This window comes from Vibrio lentus (assembly GCF_002875945.1).
Taxonomy (GTDB): domain Bacteria; phylum Pseudomonadota; class Gammaproteobacteria; order Enterobacterales; family Vibrionaceae; genus Vibrio; species Vibrio apostichopi.
The window spans coordinates 1-24,296 of record NZ_MCZK01000006.1 but is presented as its reverse complement, the minus strand read 5'-3'; the positions used below and the strand labels follow the sequence as shown (position 1 = coordinate 24,296).

Below are 24,296 nucleotides of genomic sequence, written 5' to 3'. Positions count from 1 at the left end.
TCTATGTCAACAGAAACAGATGAAACCACTTGGGTCACATTTAAAAGACTTTGGACTTATATTCGACTGTATAAGGCCGGCCTTGGTGTTGCGGTTATTGCGCTTATTATAAATGCCGTCTCTGATACTTATATGATTTCATTACTAAAGCCATTACTTGATGAAGGCTTTGGTAACGCTGAATCTGACTTTTTACGCACGCTCCCTATTATTATCTTTGCCATGATGTTCATTCGTGGTGTGAGTGGCTTCGTTTCAACCTATTGTTTGAGCTGGGTCTCTGGCAACGTGGTGATGGAGATTCGACGTAAAATTTTCAGTCATTTCATGCACATGCCTGTGTCTTTCTTTGATAAAGAGCAAACGGGCGCGCTGCTATCTCGTATTACTTACGACTCAGAGCAAGTCTCTGCTGCAACCAGTAAGGCTTTGGTCAGTATTGTCCGTGAAGGTGCCAGCATCATTGGCTTGTTGACGCTGATGTTCTGGAATAGCTGGCAGTTGTCTTTGGTGCTATTTGCTGTTGCTCCTTTTGTAGCTTGGGCAATCAGTATTGTATCGAAGCGATTCAGAAAGATTTCTAAGAACATGCAAACCAGCATGGGTCACGTGGCTTCTTCAGCAGAACAAATGCTGAAAGGTCATAAGGTGGTTCTAACTTACGGTGGTCAAGACTTAGAAAGAGGTCGTTTCGATACCGTTAGTAATCAGATGCGCCAACAAAGCATGAAGCTGGTAACGGCTCAAGCGGCGGCGAACCCAATTATTCAGATGATTGCTTCGATCGCAATTGTGGTTGTTCTTTACTTGGCGAGTGTCGACTCTATTAAAGCTGAACTAACGGCTGGTACGTTCACGGTTGTGTTCTCGGCTATGTTTGGTTTGTTACGTCCACTGAAAGCACTGACTAACGTAACGTCTGAGTTCCAACGCGGTATGGCGGCGAGTACCACTCTATTTGGTTTGATGGATCTCGACACAGAACAAAACAAAGGTACGTTGAAACCTGCAACCGTAAGCGGTGAAGTTGCTGTAAAAGATGTGACGTTTACTTATGAGGGCGCAGAGAAACCAGCACTTGATAAGGTGAGCTTCAACATTCCGAAAGGTAAGACGGTCGCGCTGGTCGGGCGTTCTGGTTCTGGTAAGAGTACCATTGCCAACCTGTTTACTCGTTTCTATGATGTGGACTCAGGCTCTATTGAACTTGATGGACACGACATCCGAGATTATGAGCTGAAAAATCTTCGTGAGCATTTTGCTCTTGTTTCTCAAAATGTTCATCTGTTCAACGATACGGTTGCCAATAACATTGCCTATGCGGCTGGTGAGGTTTATTCGCGCGAACAAATTGAACATGCTGCTAAGCTTGCGCACGCCACTGAATTTATCGAAGGCATGGAAAACGGCATCGATACGATTGTTGGTGAGAACGGTGCAAGCCTATCTGGTGGGCAACGACAACGTATTGCAATTGCACGAGCGTTGTTAAGAGAAGCTCCAGTACTGATCCTAGATGAAGCAACATCGGCTTTGGATACGGAATCAGAAAGAGCCATTCAATCGGCTTTGGATGAGTTGCAAAAAGATAAAACGGTACTGGTTATTGCACACCGTTTATCTACTATCGAGCAAGCCGATGAGATCTTAGTAGTTGATGATGGCCAAATTGTAGAAAGAGGCGCACACGCAGAACTTATTGAACATGATGGTGCTTACGCGCAGCTGCATCGAATTCAGTTCAGCGGATAAGATTAGGTCGTTGTTGTGATCGAAAAGATTTGGTTTAACAATCATCCGTTGAAATATCTACTTTGGCCACTTCTGTGGCCGTTGAGTCTGCTGTTCAAAATGATCAGCAGTCAACGTCGCGAAGCGTATCTTTCTGGGAAGAAAGAAACCTATCGCCCACCTTTGCCAGTTATCGTTGTCGGTAATATTACCGCGGGTGGCAATGGTAAAACTCCGGTGGTTATCTGGTTAGTTGAAATGCTCCAAGCCAATGGTTTCAAACCTGGTGTGGTTTCTCGAGGGTATGGCGCGAAAGCCCCTAGTTATCCATTAGTGTTGGACGAGAACACGCCTGCTGAATATTCGGGTGATGAACCTCGGTTGATTCGAAAGCGAACAGGGGCGCCAGTCGCGGTTGACCCTATCCGTGCCAATGCAGTGAAGGCTTTGCTGAACGAAGGTGTTAATGTCATTATCACTGATGACGGCCTTCAGCATTATGCCCTTGAACGCGATATTGAATTTGCGGTTATCGATGGTTCGAGACGTTTTGGTAGTGAATGTCTCATTCCTTTAGGGCCATTAAGAGAGCCTGTATCACGCTTAGATACCGTGGATTTTTTGGTTAACAATGGTGGTAAAGCCCAAGGGCGCGAGTTCTCAATGTCTTTGCTACCAAGCCAAGCCGTTAATCTTAAGACGGGTCAGAAAGTACCAGTAGAAAAACTGCAAAAGCTGGTGGCTTTTGCTGGTATTGGTCATCCACCGCGCTTTTTTAAAACATTAGAAGATCTTGATGGTGATGTGGTTTTCACACAGGGTTTCGCAGACCATCAAGATTTTGATAAAGATGAACTTCATGCCTTAGCAAAAAAAGGTATGAACATGATTATGACAGAAAAAGACGCTGTTAAATGCGAAGACTATGCGCAAGAAAATTGGTGGTATCTTCCAGTTTCTGCACAGTTTGATGAAGATTCGCAACAGCAAATTTTAAAAAGAATAAAAGAGGTTATGGAATACTATGGATCACCGTCTGCTTGAGATCGTTGCTTGCCCTGTATGTAAAGGTAAACTAACTTTTGACAAGGATAAGCAAGAGCTTGTTTGTAAAATTGACCGCCTAGCTTACCCAATCAAAGAGGGTATCCCTGTTCTTCTAGAGCCTGAAGCTCGTACCGTTTCAATGGATGAGGGTAAATAATGTCGTTTACGGTTGTCATTCCGGCAAGATATCAATCGAGCCGTTTGCCAGGAAAACCATTGGCTGATATTGGTGGAAAGCCGATGATCCAATGGGTTTACGAACAGTCAATGAAGGCGGGTGCTGATAACGTTATTATCGCCACAGATGACGCTCGAGTTGAGAAAGCGGCTAAAGCATTTGGTGCGACCGTTTGTATGACATCTCCGAATCACGAATCAGGTACAGAGCGTTTAGCTGAAGTGGTTGAGGTGATGAACATTCCCGATGACCATATTATCGTGAATGTTCAAGGTGATGAGCCTCTTATCCCACCTGCAATTATTAATCAGGTTGCAAATAACCTGGCGAATAGCACAGCACCCATGGCAACGCTAGGTGTAGAAATTACTCACGCTGATGAAGTGTTTAATCCTAATGCTGTGAAAGTCGTAACGGATAAAGACGGATACGCACTGTATTTTAGCCGAGCAACGATTCCTTGGGATCGCGATGCTTACGCGAATAATGGTACGGCCGCGGAATCACCTTTGCTGCGTCATATTGGTATCTACGCTTACCGAGCGGGTTTCATCAATACGTATATCAATTGGGAACCAAGTTCCCTTGAGCGTATTGAGTGCCTAGAGCAACTACGAGTGCTGTGGTACGGAGAGAAAATCCATGTGGACGTTGCGGCTGAAGCACCGGCTGCGGGTGTTGATACGCCAGAAGACTTAGAAGCGGTTCGCGCTATTATTGGTTAAGCTTCTTTGAGCGACTACTTCTTTGCTCTACAAAAATGCAAAATCACAAAGCCTCGCTTATTGCGGGGCTTTTTTACGTCTACAGAACGTGTATGTGTGTTTTATTGAACTAAGCTAGGGGATATTGAGTCGGTTGCATTCGTTTATGCATCATCAACTCTGAATTATCTGAGAATTACCTCGCTCGACTTTCAATTTTTCTTTATAATATGCCGCCTATAAAGTAGTGGCGATCTGCTAGTACAGAATACAACTTACGACAAAACGTGGAGTAAAAGATGCCTTCTCAAAGCCCAGTGATTACGGTTGATGGACCAAGTGGTGCAGGTAAAGGTACCCTGTGTATGTTACTAGCAGACAAGCTAGGTTTTCATCTTCTAGACTCAGGTGCGATCTATCGCGTACTGGCTTTAGCGGCAATTCACCACGGTGTAGATACTGAATCGGAAGATGCTTTGGTACCGCTTGCTACTCACCTCGATGTACAGTTTATTGCTGAAGGTGACTTGGTTAAGGTTATCTTGGAAGGTGAAGATGTGTCTGGTGAACTTCGTAAAGAAGAAACTGGCATGGCTGCTTCAAAAGTAGCGGCTCTTCCTCGTGTTCGTGAAGCACTACTGCGTCGCCAGCGTGCTTTTAGCGCTGCTCCTGGTTTAGTTGCAGACGGTCGTGACATGGGAACCGTTGTATTTGTTGAAGCTGAAGCGAAAATATTTTTAGATGCAAGTGCTGAAGAGCGTGCGAACCGCCGCCTTAAACAGTTGCAAGAGAAGGGGTTAGATGTTAAATTTGACGACCTTTTGAGCGAGATCCAAGAGCGAGACGATCGAGATCGTAATCGCCCAGTTGCGCCATTACGCCCAGCTGAGGATGCGCTTGTGCTTGATTCTACCTCGATGAACATCGAACAAGTAGTAGAAAAAGCACTACACTATATTGAATCGAAACTGGCTGGGTAATTTCGCCGAGCTAGTACGAACGTTGGTCGCAAGGATGATGACCGGCGAATTTATCAACCCCATGCGGTAGGATACCCATGGACGTTTAATTATTGAAGATTAAATAATGACTGAATCTTTTGCTCAACTCTTTGAAGAGTTTCTATCTGAAACTGAATTCCAACAAGGCAGCATCGTTAAAGGTACTGTAGTAGCTATCGAGAACGGTTTCGTTCTTGTAGATGCTGGTCTTAAGTCTGAATCTGCTATCCCTGCTGAACAATTCAAGAACGCTGCTGGCGAACTTGAAGTTGAAGTTGGTGCTGAAGTAGACGTAGCTCTAGACGCTGTTGAAGATGGTTTCGGTGAGACTCAACTTTCTCGTGAGAAAGCTAAGCGTCACGAAGCTTGGATCGTACTTGAGAAAGCTTGTGAAGAAGCTGAAACTGTTGTTGGTATCATCAACGGTAAAGTTAAAGGCGGTTTCACTGTTGAACTTAACGGTATCCGTGCTTTCCTTCCAGGTTCTCTAGTAGACGTACGTCCTATCCGTGACACTGCTCACCTAGAAAACAAAGAGCTAGAGTTCAAAGTAATCAAGCTAGACCAGAAGCGTAACAACGTTGTTGTTTCTCGTCGTGCTGTTATCGAATCTGAAAACAGTGTTGAGCGTGACGAACTTCTTGAAACTCTACAAGAAGGTACTGAAGTTAAAGGTATCGTTAAGAACCTTACTGACTACGGTGCATTCGTTGATCTTGGCGGTGTTGACGGTCTTCTACATATCACTGATATGGCTTGGAAGCGTGTTAAGCACCCATCAGAGATCGTTAACGTTGGTGACGAAATCCTAGTTAAAGTTCTTAAGTTCGATCGTGAGCGCACTCGTGTTTCACTAGGTCTTAAGCAACTTGGCGAAGATCCATGGGTAGCAATCGCTAAGCGTTACCCAGAAGGTCACAAACTTTCTGGTCGTGTTACGAACCTAACTGACTACGGCTGCTTCGTTGAAATCGAAGAAGGCGTTGAAGGTCTAGTACACGTTTCTGAAATGGATTGGACTAACAAGAACATCCACCCTTCTAAAGTTGTTAATGTTGGCGACGAAGTTGAGGTTATGGTTCTTGATATCGACGAAGAACGTCGTCGTATCTCTCTAGGTCTGAAACAGTGTAAAGCTAACCCATGGCAGTCATTTGCAGAAATGCAAGCTAAGGGTGACAAAGTTACTGGTAAGATCAAGTCTATCACTGACTTTGGTATCTTCATCGGTCTAGAAGGCGGTATCGACGGTCTTGTACACCTATCTGACATTTCTTGGAACGCTGCCGGCGAAGAAGCTGTACGTGAATACAAGAAAGGCGACGAAATCTCTGCTGTTGTTCTAGCAGTAGATGCAGAGCGTGAGCGTATTTCTCTTGGCGTTAAGCAAATGGAAAACGACCCGTTCAACGCATACGTTGCTGACAACAAGAAAGGTGTTCTTGTAAACGGTACTGTAACTGCAGTTGACGCTAAAGGCGCTACTATCGAGCTAATCGAAGGCGTTGAAGGCTACCTACGTGCTTCTGAAGTTTCTCGTGACCGTATCGAAGATGCATCTCTAATCCTAAGCGTTGGCGACAGCGTTGAAGCGAAGTTCACTGGTGTAGACCGTAAGAACCGCGTAATCAACCTATCTATCAAAGCTAAAGATGAAGCTGATGAGCAAGAAGCAATGGCTTCACTGAACAAGTCTGATGAAGGCGCGTTCGGTAACGCAATGGCAGACGCATTCAAAGCTGCTAAAGGCGAATAATAGCTTCTCGTTAAGAGAATTATAGCTATCTAGCCAAGAAAGGAGCCGTAAGGCTCCTTTTTTTTTGCTTATTTTTCCGATAGGTCTATAATTTCTAAAAAGAAAACCAACGAGGGTAACTATGACTAAGTCTGAATTGATTGAAAGACTGTGCGCTGAGCAAACGCACCTTTCTGCAAAAGAAATTGAAGACGCTGTAAAAGACATTTTAGAGCATATGGCTTCAACACTAGAAAGTGGTGACCGAATCGAAATTCGCGGTTTTGGTAGCTTCTCTCTTCACTACCGTGAGCCTCGTGTTGGACGTAATCCAAAGACTGGCGACAAGGTAGAGTTGGAAGGTAAATACGTTCCTCACTTTAAACCAGGTAAAGAGCTACGTGAACGAGTAAATTCAGGATTGTAGTCTACTTATCGGAATTAAGAAAAGCGGCATACTATAATGTATGCCGCTTTTTTATGACCATAATATGGTGGTCTGATTAGTAATTTTCCTGCATAATCGTACAGCTAACCAACCAATGAGTGATGAACTATGAAAATTATAAAAATAGTCGCCGTTATCGCACTTTTCCTAATTGCACTGGCTTTAGGCTCTCAGAACCAAACCACTGTGAACTTCAATTACCTACTAGCACAAGGTGACTTCCACTTATCAAGCTTATTAGGTGTTGTCTTCGTTTCAGGCTTTGGCCTTGCTTGGTTGGTCTTTGGTAATATGCACATGCGATCTCAGCTGAAAATTCATCGCTTGAAAAAACAACTCAATAAGCAATCAAAGCAGGTAGCTGCTGCTACTAAAGCTTAAAGGCTATATTTGATGTTAGAGTTACTGTTCTTACTTTTACCTATTGCAGCCGCTTACGGCTGGTATATGGGTAATCGTAATGCTCAGCAAGAAAAACAAAAGCAATCACACCAGATCTCCCGCCAGTATGTGACGGGTTTGAACCTATTGTTGTCGGACCAATCTGACAAAGCGGTCGATCACTTTATCGAACTGCTTCAAGTAGACAATGAAACCATTGATACTCACTTGGCCTTGGGTAATCTATTTCGCTCAAGAGGCGAGGTAGATAGAGCTATTCGAATTCACCAAAACCTTATCTCTCGTTCGGGGCTAACTCTCGATCAAAAAAACCTCGCACTGCAACAACTCGCAAAAGACTATATGGTCTCTGGCTTCCTCGATCGCGCTGAAAAAATCTTTGAACAGCTTGTAGAAGAACCTGATCATAAAGAGGGTGCTTTGCAACAGTTGGTCGCTATTTATCAGCAAACTCGAGAGTGGAACAAGGCGATTCATTACGGCAATATTCTCGTTAAGCTTGGTAAGAAAAAAAGAAAGATGCGTGCAACTGTTGCGCACTTTTGGTGTGAGCTTGCAATGCAAGAGCAAGCTGAGGGTAATCGTTCTAAGGCACTTCAGCATTTTAAAAAAGCGCTATCTGAAGACCCTAAGTGTGTTCGAGCTAGTATTGCTTTAGGTAAGTTCCATTTAGCGAATGAAGATTACCAGAAGACGATTACCTGTCTTGAGTCCGTGCTTGAACAAGATATCGATTTTATCAGCGAGGTGCTTCCAACCCTTGCTGAGTGTTACCACAAGCTTGGCCAAGAGGCTGAACTTGTTGAATTCCTAAAAGCCTGTATTCAAAAGAAAGCCGGTGTTTCGGCTGAATTGATGCTTGCTCAGTTGGTTGCCCATCATGAAGATGTTGGCTCAGCTCAAGAGCTGTTGACCAAGCAACTGGTTAAAAACCCAACCATGAAAGGCTTCTATCGATTAATCGATTACCATCTTGCTGAAGCAGAAGAAGGTCGTGCGAAAGACAGTCTGACGACTCTTCAGTCTATGGTTGGTGAACAACTTAAAGTTAAACCTCATTACCGCTGTCGTCAGTGTGGCTTCGCGACACACTCGATGTATTGGCACTGCCCTTCATGTAAGGGGTGGGGGACGATCAAGCCTATTCGTGGGCTAGATGGTGAATAGATTTGTGGTCATTGTTAGACCAAATTAATAATTGCAGCTTTCGGGCTGCATTTTTATGACTGTTATTTGTCGCTATTACTTGTAGTGATTATTTAAAGAAAGTTAACTGCGTTAGGAGATGAAATGAACGACCAAAAAATCATTGTAGCATTGGATTATGACAACCAAGCGGATGCATTAGCCTTTGTTGATCGTATCGATCCAGCATCTTGCCGCTTAAAAGTCGGTAAAGAGATGTTTACCCTGTTTGGCCCTGAATTTGTCCGTGAATTACATAAACGTGGTTTTTCAGTATTCTTAGACCTTAAGTTCCACGATATTCCAAACACATGTTCAAAAGCGGTACGTGCTGCTGCTGAGATGGGCGTGTGGATGGTGAACGTACATGCGAGCGGTGGCGAACGCATGATGACGGCTTCACGCGAAATTCTAGAACCTTACGGTAAAGACCGTCCATTACTCATCGGCGTTACCGTGTTAACCAGCATGGAACAATCTGATTTGGCGGGTATTGGTTTGAACATTCAACCACAAGAGCAGGTAATGCGCTTGGCGTCTTTGACTAAGAACTCAGGTCTAGATGGCGTTGTATGTTCTGCTCAAGAAGCTTCATTACTGAAAGGTGAGTTGGGCAAAGAGTTCAAGCTTGTGACTCCTGGTATTCGTCCTGTAGGCGCTGACGTAGGTGACCAGAAGCGTATTATGACGCCAGTTCAAGCAATTCAAGCTGGCTCAGACTACTTAGTTATCGGTCGTCCAATTACTCAAGCAACAGACCCTGCAGCCGTACTTGCTGAAATCAACGGCACGCTAGTTTAAGTCTATTTTTAGATAGCAATACAGCGACACGAATGAAGAAGGCCAGCAATTTGCTGGCCTTCTTATTTATTGACGAGATATAAATTGTTTCGGAGTGTCTCGGCTTCTCTGTTCTGAGCTTAAACCGGAGCGCCGCTATGGAATTTGAAGTCACTGTCTTCTGACGTGATTAGGTCAGCTTCTACCTGCGCAAAGTGAGCAATACGCTCAGAGATATCTTTCCCTGCGATTTGCTCTGCTAGCTCAAGGTAATCTTGATAGTGACGCGCTTCTGAGCGAAGTAGGGAGACGTAAAACTTCTCCATGTCTTCTTCCAAGAAAGGAGCAAGCTTAGCAAAGCGTTCACATGAACGAGCCTCAATAAACGCACCGATGATCAGCTTATCAACCAGAGCGTCTGGCTCGTAAGTTTTCACTTGCTTGATTAAACCTTTAGCATAACGACCCGCTTCAATCGGTTGATACGTCACGCCTTTCTTTACCATCAACTCCATAACTTGATAAAAGTGATGCAGTTCTTCTTTAATTAGCAGTACCATTTTATCAATCAGGTCAGCACAGTAATTACAGCCTTCTTTTGCTGTGATTTGCTTAGATACGTTACTTTTACCACGTAGAGACTCTAAGTCTCCGATACGACGATAAGCAAATTGCTCGTATGGCAATATCCACTCATTCAGTTGCTTTGCGCTTTCTTTATCTACCGCATACTTGCGGATAAGGAACAAAGCACTTTGAGCGGCTTTGAGCTCACAAAGCATGTGATCGCGTAAAATGATATGAAGGTTTTCAGGCTTTTTGGCTTCATCTATCCATGAATCTGGCGTTTCAGCTTTAAGAAAAGAGTGGATTGGGGCTAATAATTCTTGATACATGGTCGGGGCAAGTTTGTTGATAATGCGCGATTTTATCACAGCTCATGAGATCTCCCTATACGAAGAAAGGAAATTCACTAGGCACAAAAAAGGCCGCCTATTTAATGCAAATGAGGCGGCCTTTTCGTGTTTGAGTTAGACGGTTACCATTTCTTCTTCTGACCGAAGAGGGCATCCATATCGTCGTCACGCTCTTTAGATTCCATTTGCTGTAAGTCTTGAGCATTTTTGTCTTGGCGTTTCTGATCAAGATCGTTCAACATCTGCTGAAGTTTTTCTTTTGCTTGATTAGAGTACGCATCGTTCTTAGTCGCTAAAGCATCAATGCCTTTGCGTAATAGCTGAATCGCCGTACCTGGTTGTCCGCGAGAAATTGAATCGTTAGCACGTTTGATCACGTTTTCAATATTGATACGAATCTGGATCGTTTCTAGGCGAGCATTTTCAACCACGTAAGCTTGAGTATCAAAGCGGCCTTTATTGTGTTCGTTACGAACCGTATCGCGAAGGCGTTTAACCAACTTAAGCATCATGATTGCTTGCTTATCACTGCTAGGAACACGGAAAGTAGTACTTTCACCACCTTGGTAGTTCTCTTTTAGCTGTGTGATCTGCTGTTTTACGCTTTCGATTCGTTGCAGAAGCTGCTTATTTTTAGGATCAAGTTGATACATGTTTTCAAGTGCATCAAGGATTCGGTTATTTAAGCATATAAGAAGGTCTTGGCTAAAAGGCATGTGATGAGCATTGCCAATCAACTCTTCAGTTCCGTCAATAATGGTTAGATAACGAGAAGCTTCCTGTTTCTTCGCTGTTTCTACCTTAACTTTGTATTGAAGCATGATGTTGTAGCCTAAAACCAACACCAAAAGAACGGCGACTAAGGCGATTATTAAATCAATATTCATATATTTGTGTCTGCTTGTTGTTTTCTATAGCTAACTGGAGAGGATACACGATTCCATTGTGTATCGGCACTCGTAAATTGCAATTTCTGATTATCTCTTGTTGAGCGCAATCGGCAATCAAAATTTACCAACTAATGTATGAGAATGAGGAGTCGGTTGCAAAGCGATACTGATGTTTTTGTTTGTTAACCTATAAAAACTCAATTTTTCTATCAATTTAGTGCATGAAGCGTTATAACTATTAATTATATTACACGAGACTATGACGCTCTCTTTGCAAATAAGTTAGCACATAAATGAGTAAAGGATTACGAGGTTAGATATGAAGTTACAGCAACTGAAGTACATTGTTGAGGTTCTAAACCATAACCTAAATGTGTCTGCGACTGCAGAGAGTCTATACACATCACAGCCTGGTATTAGTAAGCAAGTTAGATTGCTAGAAGATGAGTTGGGCATTCAGATTTTCGAGCGTAGTGGTAAACACTTAACGCAGGTGACACAAGCTGGCGAAGATATTATTCGTATCTCTCAAGAGATTCTCGCTCGTGTTGAAAGCATTAAAGCCGTTGCCGGTGAACACACTCACCCTGAAATGGGAACATTGAACATTTCAACGACGCACACCCAAGCTCGTTATGCTCTGCCGGATGTAATTAAAGGTTTCACGGCGCGTTACCCTAAAGTGTCGCTTCACATGCATCAGGGAACGCCAAGTCAAATGTCAGAAGCGGTAGCCAAAGGCACTGCTAACTTTGCCATTGCGACCGAAGCGCTTCATTTATATCAAGATGCGATTATGTTGCCTTGTTATCACTGGAATCGCTCGATTGTTGTCACCAAAGATCACCCTCTGGCGCAAAAGCAATTAGTGTCAATTGAAGACCTTGCCGCCTATTCTCTAGTGACTTATGTCTTTGGCTTTACTGGGCGCTCAGAACTAGATACCGCGTTCAACAAAGTTGGTCTAACACCGCGTGTCGTGTTTACCGCGACAGATGCCGATGTTATTAAAACCTATGTTCGAATGGGGATTGGCGTAGGCGTGATTGCAAGCATGGCGATTGATCACGAGCAAGACACCGACTTGGTTGCCATTGATGCAAGCCACCTGTTTGGTGCGAGCACCACAAGTATTGGCTTTAGAAAGGGCACCTTCTTACGTTCTTACATGTTCGACTTTATGGAGCGTTTTGCACCACACCTAACTCGTCCTGTTGTTGAGCAAGCGATTTCTCTTAAATCAAATGATGAGATTGAAGAGATGTTTAAGGATATTGAGCTACCCGTTCGATAGGTCCTAACTTTGTTTACCTAGATTTCTATTCGGTCTGTTATCAATTAACAGGCCGTTTTTCGTTTTAGCTTGGCCTGATGATAACGCTCCTTTTATATAGCACCTTTTTATACAGCTTCTTTCTATATGTCTCCTTTCTATTTATGTCTCTTCCCCCTACAATCCACGCATCATAGGGGGAAGCATGCATTCACGATTTACAATTCTCGACTCATTCTTGTTAGAGCACCAAGTCTATTGGCGTTCAGAGCCTTTTCACCTATGTCAAACTCAGCAACAGCCATGGGCTGATGTGAATCGTCCTCTTGTTGATTGGTTGGATAGTTTGAGTATCGAGAGAATTCAGACTCTCAAAGAACAACCGCAAGACTTGCTAGCTGAGCTTACGCGTTTCATTCCCCAGTTAGAGAAAGCCAACCAAAATATCCAGTTCAACCATACTGCGCTTGTTGGGCTCGATCTTCCGCGCGGAACTGCCGATGGTATTCCCGGCAGAAAGCTACAACAAATTGTTGCGATGGGAGAGGCTTCTCTCGAGCATCACCAAGGACAAGAGTGGCTGGAGTGGTGTTCAGGCAAAGGTTTTCTCGGTCGAATCTTGGCTAAACAATCGAATCAAAAAGTCACCAGTTTTGAGTGGCAACAGTCACTATGTGATAGCGGCCAACAGATTGCAGATCATCACAAGCTAGAGATGAACTTTGTTCAAGGCGATGCTTTTTCAGAAAGCGCAGGTGATGTGTTTAATTCAAACCAACATGCTGTCGCTCTCCATGCTTGTGGCGACCTTCATGTCGAGTTAGTGAAAAAGTCTGTATCACATGGGCTTCCAGCAGTGACCATTTCCCCATGTTGCTACCATCTTATTCGTGATGAAACCTATCAAGCGATGTCATCTGTCGCGAAAAGCTCTGTATTAGTATTGAGCAAGAGTGATTTAAGAATTCCACTTCAAGAAACGGTCACTGGCGGTGAAAGAGTAAAGAGGCATCGTCAATTAGAGATGAGTTATCGTTTGGGCTTCAGTAAATTGCTCAAAGCCGAACTTAATATCGATGAATACATTCCAGTACCGAGCATCAAAAAATCAGAGTTGTCTGAGGGTTTTAGATCCTTTTGCCAGTGGGCAGCTGAAGTGAAAGAGATAACACTTGGTTCGGATATCGACTTTGAATCCTATTTTGCTCAAGGCGAGACGCTCTTCTGGGAAATGGAGAAGTTGAGTTTAGTCCAACAAGTATTTAGACGGCCATTAGAGATATGGTTGGCCTTAGATCGTGCTATCTATCTGCAAGAACAAGGTTATGAAGCTTCGATAGAAGAGTTTTGTGAGCGCAGTGTTACCCCTCGAAACCTCCTGATTCATGGTGTTAAGAACAAACGTTAGATCAAAGTTGACGAGCGTATAAGAAAGCTCGTTACCTACCGCTATTGAACAATAGGTATAGATACAAAAAAGCCAGTTCGACGATGTCGGACTGGCTTTTTAATGTGTGTTGTAACTGAACGCTTCAACGAGAAAATTTTACGCTCAGTTAGTCACTACATCACTAGTTAAACATTGCGATTGCTTCTGCAGGCGCTACGTATTCTAGGTCAAAGCTCTCTGCAACTTCTTTACAAGTCACTTTACCGTGGATTACGTTTAGACCTTCTAGGAAACCTTCATCAGATAGAAGTGCTTCGCGGTAGCCTTTGTTCGCTAGCTTAACAATGTAAGGAAGTGTTGCATTGTTTAGTGCGTAAGTAGAAGTACGAGCAACGGCACCTGGCATGTTAGCAACACAGTAGTGAACTACGTCATCAACGATGTAAGTTGGATCGGCGTGAGTTGTCGCGTGTGAAGTTTCGAAACAACCACCTTGGTCGATTGCAACATCAACAACAGCTGAACCTGGCTTCATCTTAGCGATGTGATCTTTTGTAACAAGTTTAGGAGCGGCTGCGCCTGGGATTAGTACTGCACCAATCACTAGGTCTGCTTCTAGAACATGCTTCTCAATAGCGTCTTCAGTAGAATAAACCACTTTTGCGCGACCTTGGAATTCTTCATCAAGACGACGAAGAGTATCTACGTTGCGATCAAGGATGGTTACGTCTGCGCGAAGGCCAACAGCCATACGTGCTGCGTTAGCACCAACAACGCCGCCGCCAACTACAACAACTTTCGCTGGCTCAACACCAGGAACGCCGCCAAGAAGAAGACCACAACCACCGTTAGATTTTTCTAGTGTTTGTGCACCTGCTTGAATAGACATGCGACCAGCGACTTCAGACATTGGTGCTAATAGTGGCAAGCGACCCATATTATCTGTTACAGTCTCATAGGCTACGCAGACAGCTTTGCTCTTGATTAGCTCTTCCGTTTGTGGAAAATCTGGTGCAAGGTGTAAATAGGTAAATAATATTTGCCCTTCACGAAGCATAGCTCGCTCGACAGCTTGAGGTTCTTTAACCTTTACAATCATCTCTGCTTTCGCGAAAACGTCAGCAGCAGTAGGAAGAATGGATGCGCCTACAGCGATGTAATCATCGTCTGAAAAACCGATACCAGTACCGGCATTGGTTTCAACAAAAACTTGGTGACTATGTGAGATTAGTTCTCTCACGCTAGCTGGGGTCATACCAACGCGGTATTCGTGGTTCTTGATTTCCTTAGGTACGCCAATGATCATCCTGACTCCTTATTATATTATGGTTGTTTTATCTATGTGTAGGGTAATTCTTTCGAATTAATATCTAGTATAGATAGGTTCAGATAGAATTTGATACCGAATATTAAAAAGTTGTAGTATATTTTTTTGCAAGGAAGTAATAAGGTGGAATAAAAAATGGCAGACAATTATAAGAAGCCGTCCAAGGAACTAGATCGTATTGACCGCAACATTCTTAATGAGTTGCAAAAAGACGGTCGTATCTCAAACGTTGAACTCTCAAAACGAGTAGGACTTTCTCCCACTCCATGTCTTGAGCGTGTTCGTCGTTTAGAACGTCAAGGTTACATTACTGGGTACACAGCATTGCTGAACCCACAGTACCTAGATGCTTCACTTTTAGTGTTTGTTGAAATTACTTTGAACCGTGGTGCGCCAGATGTGTTCGAACAATTCAACACCGCTGTGCAGAAACTGGATGACATCCAAGAGTGTCATTTAGTGTCGGGTGATTTTGACTATCTTCTTAAAACACGTGTATCGGACATGGGTGCTTACCGTAAGTTGCTGGGTGATACGTTACTGCGTCTACCAGGCGTAAACGACACTCGTACTTACGTTGTAATGGAAGAAGTGAAACAAACTAATCAACTTGTGATTAAAACTCGTTAATCATAATTGGTGAAATGAAAGAAAGCGGACATTTGTTCCGCTTTCTTGCTTTCTGGAATTGGGTTTTTCTGTTTGATATGGTTAAATCAACAGTAGTTTCATGAAAACGAATGGCTCGTGCCGTTCGCTATGTTTTTATCCCGTTTAATTATTAAGTTGGTTTATGTTCAAGCAGAGCAGTAATAAAGTAGAAACAATCATTAAAACGAGTGAAGAGCCTCAGTCTCCTCGTTTGAATGGTTCTCAACGTCTCAAAGAGTGCAGCCTGATTTTGGGTGTTCTCTTCTCTATTCTACTTGCCGTTGCGTTATTAACTTTTAGTCCTGCAGACCCATCATGGTCGCAAACGGCGTGGGGTGGTGACATTCAGAATGCGGGTGGCTACCTAGGTGCATGGTTGGCGGATACGCTTTTCTTTGTGTTTGGTTCACTGGCTTACCCGCTACCTATATTAGTGACTGTGGCTGCATGGGTGTTGTTCCGCAAACGTAATGAAGACGAACAAATCGACTTCATGTTGTGGGGTACTCGCTTACTTGGCTTAACCGTTCTTATTCTTACCAGCTGTGGTCTAGCTGATATTAACTTTGATGATATCTGGTACTTTTCATCAGGCGGCGTGGTTGGTGACGTATTAACAAGTCTTGCATTGCCAACGCTTAACGTTCTTGGCAGTACATTGGTTCTTCTTTTCTTATGGGGTGCTGGCTTTACTCTATTAACGGGTATTTCTTGGCTAAGCATCGTTGAATGGTTGGGCGAATGTGCGATTAAGCTGTTTACCTCTGCTGTTAATAAAGCGCGTGGTGAAGACCAAGAGTTGCTTGAGCCACAATTAAGAGAGTCGGCAGACCGAGATTTAATCGAAGAACGTCATCAGCAGCATCAAGAGCCAACTTACCGCGATGTCCCTGCTATAGAAGACAATAAAGAATCAACAGAGCAAGATCAGCTTGATCCTGCACTGAGCTTCTCTGCGACCAATGACTCTTCAGATGCTGCGAATGCATTAGACAATACTGTATCGCCGAAGCGTCATTACAATATTCATATGCCAGTTGATGCGCCGGCTAAGCAAGAAGCGCCCGTCCAAGAACAGCCTCAGATTCAGCCTCAACACGTAGAGCAAGAACCTATTCCTGCTGCACCCGTTTACCAAGCACCAGAAGAGCCCTTAGAAGAAGGTGTAGAACGTTCTAAACAATTGAACGCGACTATTGAGCAGTTAGAAAATGCCGCTATGTATGAAGATGATCTTGCTGAGCAGGAGCAGGTTGACGCGCATGAATCTCAGATCGCGTATCAGCAATACATGCAGAATGAGCAAACCGCAGTTAATCCTACTGAAACGGTAGTTGAAACTGCTGAGCCAGTCATGGATAGCTCACCAGAAGTAAATAACGAGTTCGATGCGGAAGATGTTCAACCAGAATCTCTATACGCTTCGCCAATGGGTGAAATAGAAGAAGCACCACAAGAATTCTCATCGTCTTTCGATACAACGGAAGAGCAAAGTTTTGAACCTAATTCAGAGCTAGATGCTGAGCCTGTTGATAATGACGAAGAGCCACTTGCTCCGTCATCTTACGAACAAGAGCTGACGCAAACGACTGAGCAAAACCAAGAGCCAGTTGTTGATCTTCCTTGGGAAGAGGTAACAGAAGAAGAACCTGTACATCCAGACCAAGACGTAGCTGCATTCCAAAACATTGTCTCTGAAGCACAAGCAAACATGGCTGCAGCGCAAAACCCGTTCCTCGTTCAGCAAGATGTTAACTTGCCTAAACCAGCAGAACCATTGCCAACGCTTGAATTGTTGTTCCACCCTGAAAAGCGTGAAACCTTCATTGATCGTGATGCGCTCGAAGCAATCGCTCGTTTGGTTGAATCTAAATTAGCCGATTACAAAATCAAAGCAGATGTGGTTGATATTTTCCCTGGTCCAGTTATCACTCGATTCGAGTTAGACCTTGCTCCGGGTGTGAAAGTAAGTCGTATCTCTGGTCTTTCAATGGACTTAGCACGCTCACTTTCTGCATTGGCAGTGCGTGTCGTCGAGGTAATACCGGGCAAACCTTATGTTGGCTTAGAACTGCCGAACATGAGCCGTCAAACGGTGTTTTTCTCTGATGTCGTTGCTAGCCCTCAGTTCCAAGAGGCTAAATCACCAACGACGGTTGTTCTAGGACAAGACATCGCAGGCGAAGCAGTTATTGCTGACCTATCGAAAATGCCACACGTTCTTGTCGCGGGTACCACCGGTTCTGGTAAGTCGGTAGGTGTGAACGTGATGATCTTGAGTATGCTTTACAAGGCATCACCTGAAGACGTTCGTTTCATCATGATTGACCCGAAAATGTTGGAATTGTCTATTTATGAAGGTATTCCACACCTGTTGTCTGAAGTCGTTACCGACATGAAAGATGCGTCTAACGCCCTTCGCTGGTGTGTTGGTGAAATGGAACGCCGTTACAAGCTGATGTCGGCGCTCGGTGTTCGTAACATCAAAGGCTACAACGACAAATTGAAGATGGCCGCGGAAGCTGGGCACCCAATTCATGACCCACTGTGGAAGCCGGGCGACAGCATGGACCCTGAAGCACCATTGTTGGAAAAACTGCCTTACATCGTGGTTGTCGTCGATGAATTTGCCGATTTAATCATGGTAGTGGGTAAGAAAGTTGAAGAACTGATTGCTCGTTTGGCGCAGAAAGCGCGTGCGGCTGGCGTCCACTTGATCTTAGCCACTCAACGTCCTTCGGTGGATGTTATTACGGGTCTGATCAAAGCAAACATCCCGACACGTGTTGCCTTTACCGTGTCGACCAAAACAGACTCTCGAACCATTCTTGACCAAGGTGGTGCAGAGTCATTGCTTGGTATGGGTGATATGTTGTACTTACCACCGGGTTCAAGCCACACAACTCGTGTACACGGCGCATTTGCATCTGATGATGATGTGCACGCGGTCGTGAACAACTGGAAAGCTCGTGGTAAGCCAAACTATATTGAAGAGATTACTAACGGCGACCAAACCCCAGAAACACTATTGCCGGGTGAGAAGATGGAAGGTGATGAAGAAGTCGATCCTCTGTTTGATCAAGTTGTCGAACACGTGGTTCATTCACGCCGAGGTTCAGTTTCTGGTGTACAACGTCGATTCAAAATCGGCTACAACCGTGCCGCACGAATTGTCGAGCAATTAGAGGCTCAAGGTATTGTCAGTGCTCCAGGACATAACGGTAACCGAGAAGTCTTGGCGCCAGCGCCACCAAAAGATTAGTTCCAATAGGAACTCATAACTATTCAGTCGGTCAAAACCAAAACATGACCGACTTATACCAATCGTAGTAAATAACTGGTCACCCTAGCTGGTTAAAACGCTCGATAACTGCGTTATAATTTTTGATTGTAGAATAACTACTTATCAAAAAATTATGCCTTGTTCTCAAGCCTTTTCCCGGCGCTATTTCTGATCACTTGCTTACTGTGATTGGTATTATGATTTAACAGGACTATTGATGAAAAAAGTATTCGCACTTTTATTTATGAGCTTCTCCGTATTCGCTTCTCCGAAAGAAGAGTTGAGTAGCCGCTTGTCACTGAATGCAGGCTTCAGCGCTGACTTTAAACAAGTCGTAACCAGCCCTGACGGTGATGTTGTGATGGAAGGCGAGGGTACGGTAGAGATTGCGCGCCCAAGCTTATTCCGCTGGGAAACCACTTTCCCTGATGAAAACCTATTGGTATCTGATGGTCAAAGCTTGTGGTACTACAGCCCGTTCATTGAGCAAGTGAGTATTTACTGGCAAGAACAAGCCACATCGCAAACACCTTTTGTGTTGCTGACTCGTAACCAAGAAAGTGATTGGGACAACTACAATGTCGCGCAAACGGGTAACCAATTTACGCTAACGCCAACGGCTGTAGATTCTAATCAGGGCGATTTCCAGATTAACATCACCGAGAAAGGCATTGTTCAAGGCTTTAATGTGATTGAACAAGACGGCCAAAAAGGTGAGTTTACCTTTAACAATGTTGATTTAGGTAAACCTGCTGCAGACCGCTTTACTTTTGTGGCGCCGGAAGGTGTCGAGGTCGACGACCAAAGAAACTGATCCAAACTGGCAGATCGTTTGGTAGTAAGTCGATAGGCATTGATGCCATCAACGAATCAAGAGATTGCAATTGAGTAATTACAGCTTAGATTTTGCAGGGGACGAAGATTTTCGTCCCCTTGCTGCTCGTATGAGACCTGAAACTGTTGAACAGTACATCGGTCAGCAGCATATATTAGGTCCAGGTAAACCCCTTCGCAGAGCGCTGGAAGCGGGCCATATCCACTCCATGATTTTATGGGGGCCTCCGGGCACCGGTAAAACCACGCTGGCAGAAGTGGCAGCAAATTACGCCAATGCAGAAGTTGAGCGTGTATCAGCGGTGACCTCGGGTGTAAAAGACATTCGTATCGCCATTGAAAAAGCGCGTGAGAACAAGCAAGCAGGTCGTAGAACGATTCTATTTGTGGACGAAGTCCATCGCTTTAACAAAAGCCAGCAAGATGCGTTCTTACCTCATATCGAAGATGGCACGGTTACGTTTATCGGTGCGACGACAGAAAACCCTTCTTTTGAATTGAACAACGCTTTGTTGTCGCGTGCGCGTGTCTACAAACTGACTTCTCTTAATACCGATGATATCGCCCTCGTCATTCGCCAAGCGATCGAAGACAAACAGCGTGGGTTGGGGGATGTGACTGCTGATTTTGCTGATAACGTCTTAGATCGCCTCGCTGAACTGGTCAACGGTGACGCACGCATGTCCCTCAACTATCTTGAGCTGCTGTATGACATGGCAGAAGACAACGATAAGGGCGAGAAAGCGATAACGTTGCAGTTGTTAGCTGAAGTGGCTGGCGAGAAGGTTGCTCGTTTCGACAACAAGGGGGATATTTGGTACGACCTAATCTCCGCAGTTCACAAGTCGATTCGTGGCTCTAATCCCGATGCCGCGTTGTATTGGTCGGCACGAATGATTGCGGCGGGTTGTGACCCTTTGTATATCGTGAGACGTTTGCTGGCGATTGCTTCTGAAGATATTGGCAATGCTGACCCACGCGCAATGCAGGTCGCGATGTCAGCTTGGGATTGCTTCACGCGTATTGGCCCAGCTGAAGGGGAGCGTGCGATTGCTCAAGCTGTTGTCTATTTAGCGTGTGCACCTAAGAGCAATGCCGTTTACACCGCATGGAAGCAAGCCTTAACTGATGCACACAATCTTCCTGAATATGAAGTGCCGCATCATTTGCGAAATGCACCCACAACTTTGATGAAGGACATGGGCTACGGGCAAGAATACCGTTATGCTCATGACGAACCAGGTGCCTACGCCGCTGGAGAAAAGTATTTGCCGTCTGAAATGGGCGAAACACAATACTATTTCCCAACAAAACGAGGCTTAGAGACCAAAATTGGCGAGAAGCTAGATTATCTGGCGGATTTGGACGCAAAAAGCCCACAAAAACGCTATGAAAAGTAGTCTTTTTTGGATATCGTTACCTAGTCATAAAATTTATATTAAATCGTTAAAAATTGGTCGAAATAGCACCAGTTTTAGGGGTTTAGCAGTGATTCAGTAGCAAACTACTGAATATTCAAATAACTAAAGCATAGGATTAGCAATGCTGGATTCTAAATTACTTCGAGCTGAGCTGGATGAAACAGCGGCAAAATTAGCACGTCGAGGCTTCGCCCTTGATGTAGAGACAATTCGTGAACTTGAAGAAAAACGTAAGTCCCTTCAGATGAAAACTGAAGAGCTACAAGCGTTACGTAACTCTCGATCGAAGTCCATTGGTCAAGCGAAAGCAAAAGGCGACCATGAAGAAGCTGAGCGTATCCTTGCAGAAGTAGGCAACTTAGGCGCAGAACTAGACCAAGCTAAAGTAACATTGGCTGAGCTTCAATCTGAGCTGGAAACGATCACAATGTCGATTCCTAACCTTCCTGACGCAGAAGTGCCAGATGGTAAAGATGAAGACGACAACGTAGAAGTTTCTCGTTGGGGTCAACCTAAGACTTACGACTTCGAAGTGAAAGATCACGTAGATCTTGGCGAAATGTCTGGCGGTCTTGATTTTGCTAGTGCAGTTAAAATCTCTGGTTCTCGTTTCATCGTGATGAAAGGCAAATTCGCACGTCTACACCGTGCTATTGCTCAGTTCATGCTGGACCTTCACACTGATGAGCACGGCTACACAGAAATGTACGTACCGTACCTAGTGAACCACGATAGCCTATACGGTACTGGTCAACTTCCTAAGTTCGGCGAAGACTTGTTCCACACAAGCCCGCTAACTGAGCAAGTAAGTGATGTACCGCTTAAGACGCTATCGCTTATCCCTACTGCGGAAGTACCGGTAACGAACATGGTTCGTGACACGATTACTGATGAAGCTGAACTGCCACTTAAGATGACAGCTCACACGCCATGTTTCCGTTCTGAAGCGGGTTCTTACGGTCGTGACACTCGTGGTCTTATCCGTATGCACCAATTCGACAAAGTTGAATTAGTACAAATCACTAAGCCAGAAGACTCAATGGCAGCGCTTGAAGAGCTAACAGGTCACGCTGAGAAAGTACTTCAACTTCTAGAGCTTCCTTACCGTAAAGTGATTCTATGTACTGGTGACATGGGCTTCGGTTCTGCGAAAACTTACGACTTAGAAGTCTGGGTTCCAGCACAAGAGACATACCGTGAAATTTCTTCTTGTTCAAACATGTGGGATTTCCAAGCGCGTCGTATGCAAGCTCGTTTCCGTCGTAAAGGCGAGAAGAAACCTGAACTTGTACACACACTTAACGGTTCTGGTCTTGCTGTTGGTCGTACTATGGTTGCTATTCTTGAGAACAACCAAGAAGCAGACGGCCGTATTGCTATCCCAGCAGTACTTCAGCCATACATGGGCGGCGTAACGCACATCGGTTAATGCCAATTTAGGTTAATCAAATTTAGATTAATCTGATTTGCCAAAATATTTTAAAGGCTTTGCTGTAATGGCAAAGCCTTTTTTGTATGTGGCCGTTGTATAAACAGAAGTTACATATAAGCAAAACTAGCGTTATTAACTTCATCGGCTTGCTTACATGCTAGATCGGCTTGTTTACAGGCTAATAGCGCTTTTCGGTAATAGCTTTGATAGTTGTTTTTTGTCAGCTCATCCATCGTATAAAGCTGGGTGATCACTTCATCACATTGCTTGATGATAGTAATCACTTGTTTAGCACCCATTGAATCTGGCCAAATCACAGAAAGCAGTTTCACGATGTTCATACATACGTTCTTGATCATCGGGCAACGTCTGTGAATATCTAAGTAAGCCACGAGCACTAATTTATAATCTGATTGCCCCTGCTTAATACTGATGTTCTTATCTTTAAGCCATTCCATCTTTTCTGAGTTACGATTCTTCATCTCAGCACGCATCGTTATTTGACTGGAAACAACAGTCTCGTTTGCTGTTTTGATAATCAACAGACCACAGCGATTCTCTGCAACTTTAAATTCGTTCTCACAGCTCATTCTGTCCAACAACCATGCATGGTGATAGATCACTGGGAATGCGTCGAAGTCATTTTTGTCGTGCAGTGCCGTTAATATCGTTACCGCTTTTTGGTACTGTTTGGACTCCATCGCGATGTGAGCAGCGATAAGTGCTAAGTCAGTTTGCAGCCCTGGTCGAGCCTCGGTCGGGATCTTCGAGATCAGGTAATTGACTTGATCCAAATTCGCTTGTTTATCAATGCCATCAGACGTGCAATAAAGCAAAAATCGAATATGATTGAGCTTCATATACAGGTTGTCACGAAAGGTATCTCGATTGATCTGCACATAGTTTTGATAGTGAAGTAGCGCTGTTTTTGAATCATTCACTGATAAGCATAGATTCGCGATCGCTAGCTCTCTTTCCGAGTTACCAGGGGTGAGTTCACTCGCCAACTTAAAGTGTGCAATCGCCGCAGGAACCTTGTTGCTGATCAGGTTGACCTGAGCTGCTTGATCTCGATACAAGGTGCTGGTGGGCGCAGAATCAATCAAGCTTTCGATCATATGTTGTGCTTCGTTAAGCTGACCTAGATTAGCAAGGCTGTTCGCGAGCCCGGCTTGTGCCCAATCGAAGCTGCCTTCATCAAGTGCTTTCTCATAAACGCTCTTGGCTTCGTCGTAGAGCTTAAGTTTTGACAGAAAGCTTCCGCGAAACTGCTGAATCGTCGCGAAATATTCGGGATGAAATGCGACCAATTCTTCACAGTATTCCAAACCCGCTTGGTAGTTGTTTTCTCTTTCGGCCTTATAGACATTTTGGAGAACGAGCTTCTTTTTCAGTGAGCTTGTAATACGTTGCTTCAATGTTTCACGATTGAACGGTTTTAATAGGTAGTTATCAGGTCGAAGCTCTAAGATAGGGCGGATCGACAAAGCCGAGTTTTCGCCTGTGACAAGTATAAATATCCCGTCATCCTTTAATCTTTTCGACTGTTTTAACTCTTCAAATAGCTGTTTGCCGTTAATGGTGTTACCAAAGTTATAATCGCAAATGATCACATCAAAGGTTGTGTCATTTGTGATGGTCATTGCTATGGGCTTTGTTGCGTAATT

21 protein-coding genes are annotated in these 24,296 nt (G+C 44.2%); 17 read left to right on the top strand and 4 right to left on the bottom strand.

From position 1 onward, the window contains the following. Window positions 1-3: 3 nt before the first annotated feature. The 10 genes from msbA to pyrF all read left to right on the top strand — a co-directional run bounded on the left by msbA (window position 4) and on the right by pyrF (window position 9,232). Complete coding sequence (gene msbA / locus BCT49_RS00420) at window positions 4-1,752, top strand: lipid A ABC transporter ATP-binding protein/permease MsbA (protein WP_102433711.1); 1,749 nt, start codon at window positions 4-6, stop codon at window positions 1,750-1,752. Between the two features lie 15 nt (window positions 1,753-1,767). Then, window positions 1,768-2,775 (top strand): tetraacyldisaccharide 4'-kinase, encoded by a 1,008-nt coding sequence (gene lpxK, locus BCT49_RS00415; protein WP_102433710.1) that lies wholly within the window; start codon window positions 1,768-1,770, stop codon window positions 2,773-2,775. Then, on the top strand, window positions 2,756-2,935 hold the full coding sequence (locus BCT49_RS00410) for a Trm112 family protein (RefSeq protein WP_004736429.1): 180 nt from the start codon (window positions 2,756-2,758) through the stop codon (window positions 2,933-2,935). The genes lpxK and BCT49_RS00410 overlap by 20 nt, the downstream gene beginning before the upstream one ends. Beyond that, entirely contained in the window at window positions 2,935-3,681 is a 747-nt protein-coding gene (kdsB, locus tag BCT49_RS00405) for a 3-deoxy-manno-octulosonate cytidylyltransferase (protein WP_102433709.1), read from the top strand. The genes BCT49_RS00410 and kdsB overlap by 1 nt, the downstream gene beginning before the upstream one ends. A 278-nt stretch (window positions 3,682-3,959) precedes the next feature. Further along, the gene (cmk, locus tag BCT49_RS00400) at window positions 3,960-4,640 is read left to right on the top strand and encodes a (d)CMP kinase (RefSeq protein WP_017107644.1); all 681 of its coding nucleotides are present in this window, start codon (window positions 3,960-3,962) and stop codon (window positions 4,638-4,640) included. A 106-nt stretch (window positions 4,641-4,746) separates the two neighbouring features. Next, window positions 4,747-6,417, top strand: coding sequence for a 30S ribosomal protein S1 (rpsA, locus tag BCT49_RS00395; RefSeq protein ID WP_017057038.1), 1,671 nt, complete (start codon window positions 4,747-4,749; stop codon window positions 6,415-6,417). A gap of 121 nt (window positions 6,418-6,538) precedes the next feature. Next, entirely contained in the window at window positions 6,539-6,823 is a 285-nt protein-coding gene (ihfB, locus tag BCT49_RS00390; RefSeq protein ID WP_010439923.1) for an integration host factor subunit beta, read from the top strand. Window positions 6,824-6,952: 129 nt separating this feature from the next. Further along, window positions 6,953-7,225 (top strand): LapA family protein, encoded by a 273-nt coding sequence (locus tag BCT49_RS00385; protein ID WP_017057039.1) that lies wholly within the window; start codon window positions 6,953-6,955, stop codon window positions 7,223-7,225. A gap of 12 nt (window positions 7,226-7,237) precedes the next feature. Beyond that, window positions 7,238-8,413: a lipopolysaccharide assembly protein LapB gene (gene lapB, locus BCT49_RS00380; protein WP_102433708.1), complete on the top strand. Its 1,176-nt coding sequence runs from the start codon at window positions 7,238-7,240 to the stop codon at window positions 8,411-8,413. A 123-nt stretch (window positions 8,414-8,536) separates the two neighbouring features. After that, window positions 8,537-9,232, top strand: coding sequence for an orotidine-5'-phosphate decarboxylase (gene pyrF, locus BCT49_RS00375; RefSeq protein WP_102433707.1), 696 nt, complete (start codon window positions 8,537-8,539; stop codon window positions 9,230-9,232). A 119-nt stretch (window positions 9,233-9,351) separates the two neighbouring features. On the opposite strand, the gene miaE is transcribed toward pyrF, so the two are convergent. Then, window positions 9,352-10,146: a tRNA isopentenyl-2-thiomethyl-A-37 hydroxylase MiaE gene (gene miaE / locus BCT49_RS00370; RefSeq protein ID WP_277869401.1), complete on the bottom strand. Its 795-nt coding sequence runs from the start codon at window positions 10,144-10,146 to the stop codon at window positions 9,352-9,354. 104 nt (window positions 10,147-10,250) lie between these two features. Then, window positions 10,251-11,015 (bottom strand): DNA repair protein, encoded by a 765-nt coding sequence (locus tag BCT49_RS00365; RefSeq protein ID WP_102433706.1) that lies wholly within the window; start codon window positions 11,013-11,015, stop codon window positions 10,251-10,253. Between the two features lie 322 nt (window positions 11,016-11,337). On the opposite strand from BCT49_RS00365, the gene cysB reads away from it, so the two are divergent. Together cysB and BCT49_RS00355 are read left to right on the top strand one after the other, a co-directional pair. Next, window positions 11,338-12,312 (top strand): HTH-type transcriptional regulator CysB, encoded by a 975-nt coding sequence (cysB, locus tag BCT49_RS00360; RefSeq protein ID WP_102433705.1) that lies wholly within the window; start codon window positions 11,338-11,340, stop codon window positions 12,310-12,312. A gap of 184 nt (window positions 12,313-12,496) precedes the next feature. Continuing rightward, complete coding sequence (locus tag BCT49_RS00355; RefSeq protein WP_102433704.1) at window positions 12,497-13,699, top strand: methyltransferase; 1,203 nt, start codon at window positions 12,497-12,499, stop codon at window positions 13,697-13,699. Window positions 13,700-13,862: 163 nt separating this feature from the next. On the opposite strand, the gene ald is transcribed toward BCT49_RS00355, so the two are convergent. Then, the gene (gene ald, locus BCT49_RS00350; RefSeq protein WP_017107652.1) at window positions 13,863-14,987 is read right to left on the bottom strand and encodes an alanine dehydrogenase; all 1,125 of its coding nucleotides are present in this window, start codon (window positions 14,985-14,987) and stop codon (window positions 13,863-13,865) included. Window positions 14,988-15,143: 156 nt separating this feature from the next. Here ald and lrp point away from each other — a divergent pair, with 156 nt between their 5' ends. From lrp to serS, 5 genes are all read left to right on the top strand, one after another. Further along, window positions 15,144-15,638 carry a leucine-responsive transcriptional regulator Lrp gene (lrp, locus tag BCT49_RS00345; RefSeq protein WP_004734558.1) on the top strand — a complete coding sequence of 165 codons (495 nt, stop codon included), beginning with the start codon at window positions 15,144-15,146 and terminating at the stop codon, window positions 15,636-15,638. Between the two features lie 163 nt (window positions 15,639-15,801). After that, window positions 15,802-18,921, top strand: a complete 3,120-nt coding sequence (locus BCT49_RS00340; protein WP_102433703.1) for a DNA translocase FtsK 4TM domain-containing protein — start codon at window positions 15,802-15,804, stop codon at window positions 18,919-18,921. Between the two features lie 238 nt (window positions 18,922-19,159). After that, window positions 19,160-19,756 carry an outer membrane lipoprotein chaperone LolA gene (gene lolA, locus BCT49_RS00335; RefSeq protein ID WP_029222615.1) on the top strand — a complete coding sequence of 199 codons (597 nt, stop codon included), beginning with the start codon at window positions 19,160-19,162 and terminating at the stop codon, window positions 19,754-19,756. 64 nt (window positions 19,757-19,820) lie between these two features. Further along, window positions 19,821-21,176, top strand: coding sequence for a replication-associated recombination protein A (locus tag BCT49_RS00330; RefSeq protein WP_241908003.1), 1,356 nt, complete (start codon window positions 19,821-19,823; stop codon window positions 21,174-21,176). A 142-nt stretch (window positions 21,177-21,318) separates the two neighbouring features. Beyond that, window positions 21,319-22,626: a serine--tRNA ligase gene (gene serS, locus BCT49_RS00325; protein WP_102433702.1), complete on the top strand. Its 1,308-nt coding sequence runs from the start codon at window positions 21,319-21,321 to the stop codon at window positions 22,624-22,626. Between the two features lie 110 nt (window positions 22,627-22,736). On the opposite strand, the gene BCT49_RS00320 is transcribed toward serS, so the two are convergent. Then, the coding region (locus tag BCT49_RS00320; RefSeq protein WP_102433701.1) for a tetratricopeptide repeat protein at window positions 22,737-24,296 on the bottom strand (1,560 nt) is incomplete at its 5' end.